This is a genomic window from Mycobacterium sp. TH-M25 (genome assembly GCF_057473665.1).
Genome location: NZ_JBYCLA010000466.1, coordinates 1 through 4,568 on the forward strand (window position 1 = coordinate 1; position 4,568 = coordinate 4,568).

Here is a 4,568-nt window from a genome sequence, read left to right on the forward strand (position 1 = left end):
AACGAACGGGTTCCGGGAACGTGCTATCTGGGCGATCCTGCGGTGGTGAACATGAGCCCGGTCGGCCTGGCACGCTTTTGCACACTGCGCAGTTGGCTGTCGCAGTGGAGCTACGACGACGCGCACGGCGACGGCATCTCCTGCGGACGGGACATCGCGGTACCGGCGCTGGTGATCGGCAACCTGGCCGACGACGCCTGCACCCCCGAACACACCCGCCGACTGTTCGCGGCGATCGGCCATCCGGACAAGGAGATCCACGAAATCCACGGTGCCACCCACTACTACGCCGGGCCCGACCAGCGCGACAAGCTCCGCGAAGCGGTCACCGTCGTCACCGATTGGCTCGAGCGTCACGACTTCACGGGAGTGCAATGACCGGCGGCGCTTTGGACGGCATCCGAGTGCTCGAGTTGGGCACTCTGATCGCCGGGCCGTTCGCCAGCCGGCTGCTCGGCGACATGGGCGCCGACGTCATCAAGATCGAGCCGCCGGGCGCCCCGGACCCGCTGCGCACTTGGGGCCAGGCCGAGGTCGATGGGCACCACGTGTTCTGGACCGTGCACGCCCGCAACAAACGCTCCGTCACCCTGGATCTGCGCCGGCCCCGCGGCCGCGAGTTGTTCCTCGATCTCGTCGAGAAGTCCGACATCGTGGTGGAGAACTTCCGCCCGGGCACGCTGGAGAAGTGGGGACTGGGTTACGACGTTCTCAGCCAACGTAATTCGGGCGTCATCCTGGTCCGGGTGTCGGGCTACGGGCAGACCGGGCCCGACGCGCACAAGGCCGGCTACGCTTCGGTCGCGGAGGCATCCAGCGGTCTGCGGCACCTCAACGGGTTTCCGGGCGGGCCACCACCGCGGCTGGCGCTGTCGTTGGGCGACAGCCTGGCCGGTATGTTCGGCGCGCAGGGTGCGCTGGCTGCGCTGTATCGCCGCAGCGTCACCGGCCACGGTCAAGTCGTCGACGTGGCGCTCACCGAGTCCTGCTTGGCCGTGCAGGAATCCACCATCCCGGACTACGACGTCGGCGGGGTGGTGCGCGGTCCGTCCGGCACCCGACTGGAAGGCATTGCGCCGTCGAACATCTACCGGAGCGCCGACGGCTCGTGGGTGGTGATCGCAGCCAACCAGGACAGCGTGTTCGCCCGGCTGTGCGCGGCGATGGGACGACCCGAGCTAGCCACCGATCAGCGGTTCACCGATCACAGTGCCCGCGGCCGCAATCAAGACGAACTCGACCAGATCATCGGCGAGTGGGCGGCGGTGCGTCAGCCTGAGGAGATCATCGAAACCCTCAGCGCAGCAGGCGTGATCGCGGGCCCGATCAACACCGTCGCCGACGTGGTCGCCGATCCGCAATTGCGGGCCCGCGGCATGCTGGTCGAGCATCACGACGAACGACTCGGCCGGCCGGTGCTGGGGCCCGGCATCGTTCCGGTGCTGTCGGAATCACCGGGCAGCGTCCGCGCCGCCGGCCCCGCGCGACCGGGTCAGCACAACGACGACGTCTACCTCGGGCTGCTCGGCATGAGCACCGAGGCGCTCGAGGAGCTACGTACTGAGGGGGTGTTGTGAAGACCCACGTCACGATTCGCGAGGTGGCGCTGCGCGACGGGTTGCAGATCGAGAAGCCAATCCCGTTGTCGGCCAAGCTGGAACTGCTGGCCGCCGTGGCCGCCGCCGGGGTGCGCGAAATCGAGGCCACCGCATTCGTATCTCCGTCGAAGGTGCCGTCAATGGCCGATGCCGCCGAACTCGCGACGCACCTGCGCGACTACCCCGACATCGACTTCTCCGCGCTGGTCGCCAGCCCGAACGGCGCCAAGCGGGCCGTCGCGGCGGGTTTGCGCTCGATCGAATACGTGGTCGCGGCCAGCGACGCATTCAGCCAGGCCAACGTCGGGCGCAGCGCTGCGCAAGCAGAAGAACAGATCAACGAGATCGTCGCCATCGCCCACGACGCCGGCAGCACGGTCGAGGTCATCGTCGCCGTCGCGTGGGACTGCCCATTCGACGGTCCCACCCCGCCGCAGCGGGTCCTCGACATCGCCGCCGCCGCAGTCGACTACGGCGTCGACCGGTTCAGCATTGCCGACACCATCGGCACCACCACGCCGGAGCGGGTCCGGTCGCTGATCGCGCAATTGCGACCGGTGATCGGCGAGTTGCCGCTGGGCGGTCATTTCCACAACACCCGCGGCACCGGGCTGGCCAGCGCCTACGCCGCAGTCGAGTCGGGCGTCACCCGACTGGACGCATCGGCCGGCGGCCTGGGCGGCTGCCCGTTCGCACCGGGCGCCACCGGCAACATCGCCACCGAGGACTTGGTATACCTGCTGCGCGACAGCGACATCGACACCGACATCGACCTGCCGGCGGCGATCGCCGCGGCCACGGTGGCGAAATCGGTTGTCGGCCACGACTTGCCCAGTGCCCTGCTGCGTGCGGGCGACCGGATACATGCCCACTGAAGTCTTGACCGCGAAAGGCCGCCAGACCCGGGCGGCCATCGAGCAGGCCGCCCGCAAACTCTTCGCAGAGCGCGGCTTCCACGGCACCACGCTGGCCGATATCACCTCGGCTGCCGGCAAATCGGGTGCGGTGTTCTACCGGTACTTCGACGACAAGGAAGATCTGCTGGCCGCGCTCGCGGAATCGTTTCTGCACGAGGTGTTGACACCGTCCGGTCTGAGCTTGCACCTGCCCGACTCCGCTGACGATGAGGAATTCTTCACCACCGTGGTGACCGGCTACTGGAACATGTTCAAACAGAACATCGGCATCATGATCGCGATCGATCAGCTGGCCACCACGCAGCGGCGCTTTGCAGTCGTGCAGAACGAATTTCGGCGGTTCGGCATGGACATCGTCGCTGACTCGGTGCGCCGCGCGCAGTGCCAAGGCTATGCGTCCGGGCTCAATCCCGAGCACATCGCCGCGGCGATCGCATTACTGTTCGAGAACTTCACCACGGTGTTTGTCGGACGCTCCGGGCTGGAAATCGCGATGAGCGACGAAGACGCGATCGCGACACTCGCGACAATATGGAAGAAAACGCTGTACGGCTGATAAGGAGAAATCAGAGTGGATTTCACGTTGCCCGAACACCTTCCGGGCCTGCTTGCCGACATGGACGCGTTCATCGAGCGCGAGATCGCGCCGCTGCAGGCCGAGAATATGCAGTACTTCGACCAACGTCGCGAACACGCCCGCACCGACTGGGACAACGACGGCACCCCCACCCGGGAGTGGGAGGATCTGCTGTCCGAGATGCGCCGTCGCGCCGACAAGGCCGGCTGGTTGCGCTACGGGCTGCCGTCGTCGCTGGGCGGTCGCGACGGCACCAACGTCGACATGGCGGTCATCCGGGAACATCTGGCGCACAAAGGCCTTGGCCTGCACAATGATCTGCAGAACGAGTCCTCGATCGTCGGGAACTTCCCGCAGGTGATCATGATGGAGCGATTCGGCACCGACGAACAGCGCGCCGCGTGGTCCGAGGCGTTGATCACCGGTGAACGCTCGATGGCCTTCGGACTCACCGAGCCTTTGCACGGCTCCGACGCGACCTGGCTGGAAACCCGTGCTGTACCGGACGGTGACCATTGGATCATCAACGGCGCCAAGCGGTTCAACACCGGCGTCCATCGCGCCACGCATGACTTGATCTTCGCTCGTACGTCCGGCGAACCGGGACAGGCCCAAGGCATCACCGCTTTCCTGGTGCCCACGGACTCGCCAGGCTTCGCGGTCCCGTACTACTGGTGGACGTTCAACATGCCCACCGATCACGGCGAGGTCGAACTCACCGACGTGCGGGTATCCGCCGACGCAGTGCTCGGCGAGGTCGACCGCGGGCTCGAGGTCGCCCAGACCTTCCTGCACGAGAATCGCATTCGTCAAGCCGCCAGCAGCCTGGGCGCGGCGCAGTACTGCATCGATCGTGCCGCCGAGTATGCCGGCACGCGAACGGTGTTCGGTAAGCCGCTGTCGGCCAACCAGGCTGTGCAGTGGCCGCTGGCCGAGCTGCAGACCGAAGCGCAGATGGTGCGGCTGCTGGTCGCGGCCTGGCACCTCGACCGCGACCATCACATGGAGGTGTCGGACAAGGTGTCGATGGCCAACTATCGGGCCAACCGGCTGGTGTGCGACGCGGCCGACCGCGCGATGCAGATCTTCGGTGGCCTGGGTTACAGCCGGCACGAACCCTTCGAGCACATCTACCGCCACCACCGCCGCTACCGGATCACCGAGGGTGCCGAGGAGATCCAGATCCGCCGGGTGGCGCAGCGGCTGTTCACGTTCGGCCGCAAGTGACGGCCACAGAGGAGCTGGCGGCAAAACTCGTCGGCGTGCTGGAAGCGGCGCTGGGCGCCGGGACCGCCGTCGAGAACCTGACTGCGCTCACCGGCGGCGCCAGCCGCACCACCTGGGCGGTTGACGCGGTCACCGGCGACCAGCGGCGTTCGCTGATCCTGCGCACCGGCCCGCCCGACGAAGTGCACGCCGGCATGGCTCTCGAGGCCAGCGCTCAGCGCGCAGCGGCCGCGGCCGGCGCACCGGTGC

Annotated in this window: 4 protein-coding genes and 2 pseudogenes; all 6 read left to right on the forward strand. The window is 67.3% G+C overall.

Annotation, left to right across the window (positions count from 1 at the left end; translation table 11 throughout):
• A pseudogene (locus tag AC2VOU_RS15860) lies at window positions 1-378 on the forward strand (alpha/beta hydrolase); the annotation flags it as partial.
• Complete coding sequence (locus AC2VOU_RS15865) at window positions 375-1,577, forward strand: CaiB/BaiF CoA transferase family protein (protein ID WP_486958233.1); 1,203 nt, start codon at window positions 375-377, stop codon at window positions 1,575-1,577. The pseudogene AC2VOU_RS15860 and the gene AC2VOU_RS15865, both read left to right, overlap by 4 nt.
• Window positions 1,574-2,473 carry a hydroxymethylglutaryl-CoA lyase gene (locus tag AC2VOU_RS15870; protein ID WP_486958234.1) on the forward strand — a complete coding sequence of 300 codons (900 nt, stop codon included), beginning with the start codon at window positions 1,574-1,576 and terminating at the stop codon, window positions 2,471-2,473. Before AC2VOU_RS15865 ends, AC2VOU_RS15870 begins: the two co-directional genes overlap by 4 nt.
• Window positions 2,463-3,071, forward strand: a complete 609-nt coding sequence (locus AC2VOU_RS15875; protein WP_486958235.1) for a TetR/AcrR family transcriptional regulator — start codon at window positions 2,463-2,465, stop codon at window positions 3,069-3,071. The genes AC2VOU_RS15870 and AC2VOU_RS15875 overlap by 11 nt, the downstream gene beginning before the upstream one ends.
• A gap of 15 nt (window positions 3,072-3,086) precedes the next feature.
• The gene (locus AC2VOU_RS15880) at window positions 3,087-4,319 is read left to right on the forward strand and encodes an acyl-CoA dehydrogenase family protein (protein ID WP_486958236.1); all 1,233 of its coding nucleotides are present in this window, start codon (window positions 3,087-3,089) and stop codon (window positions 4,317-4,319) included.
• A pseudogene (locus tag AC2VOU_RS15885) lies at window positions 4,316-4,568 on the forward strand (phosphotransferase family protein); the annotation flags it as partial. The gene AC2VOU_RS15880 and the pseudogene AC2VOU_RS15885, both read left to right, overlap by 4 nt.

What these genes read in the sequence shown, in the direction of transcription:
- AC2VOU_RS15865 (WP_486958233.1), top strand. Translation starts at nt 375, where the DNA reads ATGACCGGCGGCGCTTTGGACGGCATCCGAGTGCTCGAGTTGGGCACT.
- AC2VOU_RS15875 (WP_486958235.1), top strand. Translation starts at nt 2,463, where the DNA reads ATGCCCACTGAAGTCTTGACCGCGAAAGGCCGCCAGACCCGGGCGGCC.